A 4,659-nucleotide genomic window follows, 5' to 3' on the forward strand; every position below is an offset into this window, starting at 1 on the left:
TTCATTAAGTTCTTTGTAGGTTATCTCCTTATCTTCAAATACCACTGCTATATTATTTGGTGTCTTTTCTACCTGCTCTTCAAACAATTCATTTATTGTCTTATCTCTTGGATATTCTGCTTTTGTATCATTAAATTCTACTAGTAATTTATGCTTTTCTTCTTCACTTATTATTTCTATATCCTTTACTAATATTTTTTCATTATTTACAACCTGATTTATTAAATTCTCAAAATGACTTTTGATTTTTAGCACATTATCCTTTGAATATAATGATTCATTAAAGTTGAACTTTATTGAAATATTACCTTGATATGTAGCTATCAAATTAAAGTTATAAGTAGTCTGTTCTTGTGCAGTGGAATCAATTATTTCTAAATCATTCTTAGTTAAAACTTCATTATTTATACCTTCACTATCAATTGGATAATTTTCAAATATCATTATGTTATTTATTAGTTTTTCTTTAACTTCGCTTGAATTTTGTATCTCAGCTAAAGGATAAAAATCATATTCACTACTTTCCAAAAAAGATTTATTTACACTAGCTAACAGTTCCTTAAAAGTCATCTCCTTTTCTGTTTTAACTCTTAAAGGTATAGTATTTATAAATAGTCCTACCATATTTTCTATGCCTTTAACTTCTTGGTTTCTTCCTGATACTACGTATCCAAATACAGAGTCATTGCTGTTATTATACTTTTGAAGCAATATTGACCATATACTTTGTATTATTGTGTTAATTGTAACCTTATTATCTCTAGCTATTGCTTCAAGTTGTTTTGTTATATCTTTTTCCATCACAAAACTAACTTCACTATTTTTATATGCCTTTTCACTTTCATTATTCTTAAATGGTAGCAATGTCACTTCATTATAATCTGATAAGTAATTTTTCCAGTATTCACTTGCTAATTCCCTATCTTTATTATTAAGCCATTCTATATACTTTGAATATAATACTATTTCTCCCAATTTAGCCTTGTATCCATACTTTAACTCATTGTATATCTTAAATAACTCAACCATTATTATACTTAAACACCAACCATCCATTATAATATGGTGATTACTAAATATTAAGTTATATACATTTTCTTCTGTTTTAATTACCATTAGCTTTATAAGTATATCTTTATTTAGGTCAAATCCTCTTTTTTTATCTTCCTTTATTATGTCTTGAATATAAGATTCCTTCTCAAAATTTTCTTTACTTACGTCTTCATATTTTACACTAGTCTTTCTTTCATTAAATACAATCTGCATGTTTTTATTGAAACTTTCATAATCAAAAGCAGTTCTCAAAACATCATGCCTTTCTATTAACCTATTAAAACTTTCCTCTAATAAATTAATATTTAATTGTCCCTTTATTTTCACTAATAACACTTCACGATATGCTTCTGACCGATCATCAACTAATGTATTATATAGCATTCCTTCTTGCATTGGTGTCAATGGATATATACTTTCAATATTATTTATATCCTTTAAATATGGCTTTAACTCATATAAACTTATGTTTTCATTTGTTATATCTGATGCTGTTTTCTCTTCGTTTTCTGTATTTAAACAATGATCAATAAGATTAATAAGATTGTCTTTATAATTATGAATTAATTGTTCAATTGTTTTTTCATTATATTCTTCACAGCTATATCTTATATTTAAATTTAAACTTTCATCTATAAGTATTGCTGAAAAGTCTAATGAAAATAAACTTTTATTATTAGGACTAATTGAATTTCCACTACTTAAAGATGAAATATCAAAAATGTCGTTTTTTATATCCTCATCAAATTGCCCTAAATAATTAAAACATATTTCTGGTTGTAACTTAAATTTTATATTATCTTTAAGTTTATTATTAGAAAGATATTTAATTATTCCGTAACCAATACCCTTGTCGGGTATCCTTCTCAATGAATCTTTTGTATTTTTTATCATCATTCCTAAATCTTCATTATTACTATTTAAAACTATTGGGTATTGAGAAGTAAACCATCCTACGGTTCTTATTATATCTATATTTTTTATTATTTCTTCTCTACCATGAGATTCTAAATTAACTAATGTATTCTTATGTCCTGTCCACTCACTTACTGTTAGTGCTAATGCTGTTAATAATATGTCATTAATTTCTGTATTATATGCCTTATTTACATATTTTAATAAGTTTTCTGTTTCTTCCTGTGTTAACTCAAATCCCTTACTTCTTAAATCAATACCTCTTAACTTATCTACTTCTTTATCTTTAGGAAGTTTCTTTATATCATGACCTTCTATATTTTTCCAATATTCTAATTGTTTCTTTACTTTATAGGTATTAGCATATTTTTTTTGTTCACTTGCCCAATCTTTAAATGATGAAGTTTTTTCCTGAAGTATTATTTCTTCTCCATTTTTAGCCATTGTATATGCTTTTGATAAATCTTCAAATAATATTCTCCATGAAACTCCATCTATAACTAAATGATGTATTGCTATTAATAAATGATCTCCTTTATTAGTCTTAAATAATCCTAGCTTAACAAGTGGACCTTCTTCTATACTTATACTTCCTTGTATCTCATTGCATATTTCTTTTACTTTATTTTTATCAATAACTTCAACGTTCCTATAATCATAACTACTTAAATCATATAGTTTTCCATCTGCCGCTCTGTTAATTTGCTGCACCTCACCATTTTCATTTTTATATGTCATTCTTAAAGCATCATGGTGAATAATTATAGCCTTAAATACCTTTTCTATTAGTTCTTCTTCAAATCCATCTTTATTAAATAACATTACTGCTTGGTTCCAATGATGTTTTTCTTCAAAATCCATTTCAAATAGCCATTTTTGTATAGGTGTTAACTCTACTTCTCCAACAATTTCATCCTGATTTATAGTTAAAGTATTATACTTTACATATTTACTTAAAGCTTTTATATTTGAATTTTCAAATAAATCTTTAATTTCAAAATAATATCCCTTTGCCTTAGCTCTTGATATTACTTGTATTGATTTTATAGAATCTCCACCTAAACTAAAGAAATCATCATTTATACCTATATTACTTACACCTAATACTTCTTTCCATATTTCTACTAGCTTTTCTTCTAATTCATTTCTTGGTGCCTCATATTCTGCTCCAGTATTAACTTTTCCCTCTGGCTCTGGTAAGGCTTTTCTATCTATTTTACCATTTGGTGTTAATGGCATATTTTCTAATTTTATAAAGTATAATGGGATCATATAGTCTGGTAGAGATTTTTTCAGTTCTTCTCTTAATTCACCTACACTATATTCTTTTTCTCCAACATAATATGCACATAGATATTTACTTCCTTCTTCTTCTTCTTTGTCTAATACTACTACTTCTTTTACTCTTTCTATTTTTAATAAATTACTTTCTACTTCTCCAAGTTCTATTCTAAATCCCCTTATCTTAACTTGATGATCTATTCTTCCTAAGAACTCTATATTTCCATCTGGTAGCCATCTTGCTAAGTCTCCTGTTCTATACATCTTTTGTCCTGATTCATATGGATTGTTCACAAATTTTTCTTTGGTTAATTTATCATTGTTTAAATATCCTCTTGCAAGTCCATCTCCACTTATGCATAATTCTCCCGAAACTTCTATTGGTACAATATTATTATATTTATCAACTATATATATTTTGGTGTTGTCTATTGGTTTTCCTATTGGTATAATTTCTTTCTTTTCTTCACATGCATAATGTGTAACATCTACTGCTGCTTCTGTTGGACCATATAAATTTATTAACTTCGTATTATTTACCTTCCTTATTTTTTCATTAAATAAGTCAGATTGTTCTGCTCTTAATGCTTCTCCGCTAGTAAATACTTTCTCTAGCTTCTTTATGTCTTTAATTTTATTTTCTGATATTACATAATTCATAAAAGCATTAAACATTGATGGCACAAAATGGATAACAGTGACTCTTCCTTCTTTTATGTTTTTAACTATTGTGCTAGGATCTTTTTCTCCACCTGGTATCAGCATCTTAACTTTTGCTCCTACAAATGACCACCATAATATTTCCCATACTGATACATCAAATGTATTGTTAGTTTTTTGTAATATTACATCATTAGTACTTATAGGATATTGCCTTTGCATCCAATTAATTCTATTTATAATACTTTTATGCTCTATCATAACACCTTTAGGATTTCCAGTAGTTCCAGACGTATATATTACATATGCTAAATTTTCTTCATTAGCAATTTTATCTAAATTGTCATTATTACCTTTGTATAACCCTTCATTATTTAAGTCGCATATATCTATTCTTTTGTTCTTTATCTTTTCATTAAACTTACTTTGTGTTAATACTATCTTTGCTTTACTATTCTCTAATATATATTCTATTCTACCTTCCGGATATTCTGGATCTATCGGTAAATACGCTCCTCCAGCTTTTAGAATTCCCATTATCCCTACTATCATCTCAATAGAACGTTCTACCATTATTACTACTATAACATCCGGTCCTACTCCCTTTTCTCTTAAGTTTCTAGCTAATGAATTGGCTCTTTCATTAAGTTCTTTGTAGGTTATCTCCTTATCTTCAAATACCACTGCTATATTATTTGGTGTCTTTTCTACCTGCTCTTCAAACAATTCATTTATTGTCTTATCTCTTGG

At 27.1% G+C, this 4,659-nt stretch carries 1 protein-coding gene; it reads right to left on the minus strand.

Going from position 1 to position 4,659, the window contains the following annotated elements:
• Window positions 1-4,659: non-ribosomal peptide synthetase (locus KPL50_RS26035; RefSeq protein WP_216301396.1), on the minus strand; the 4,659-nt coding region annotated here is incomplete at both ends.

It is taken from the genome of Clostridium sp. CF012, assembly GCF_018861755.1.
Lineage (GTDB): Bacteria > Bacillota > Clostridia > Clostridiales > Clostridiaceae > Clostridium_AD.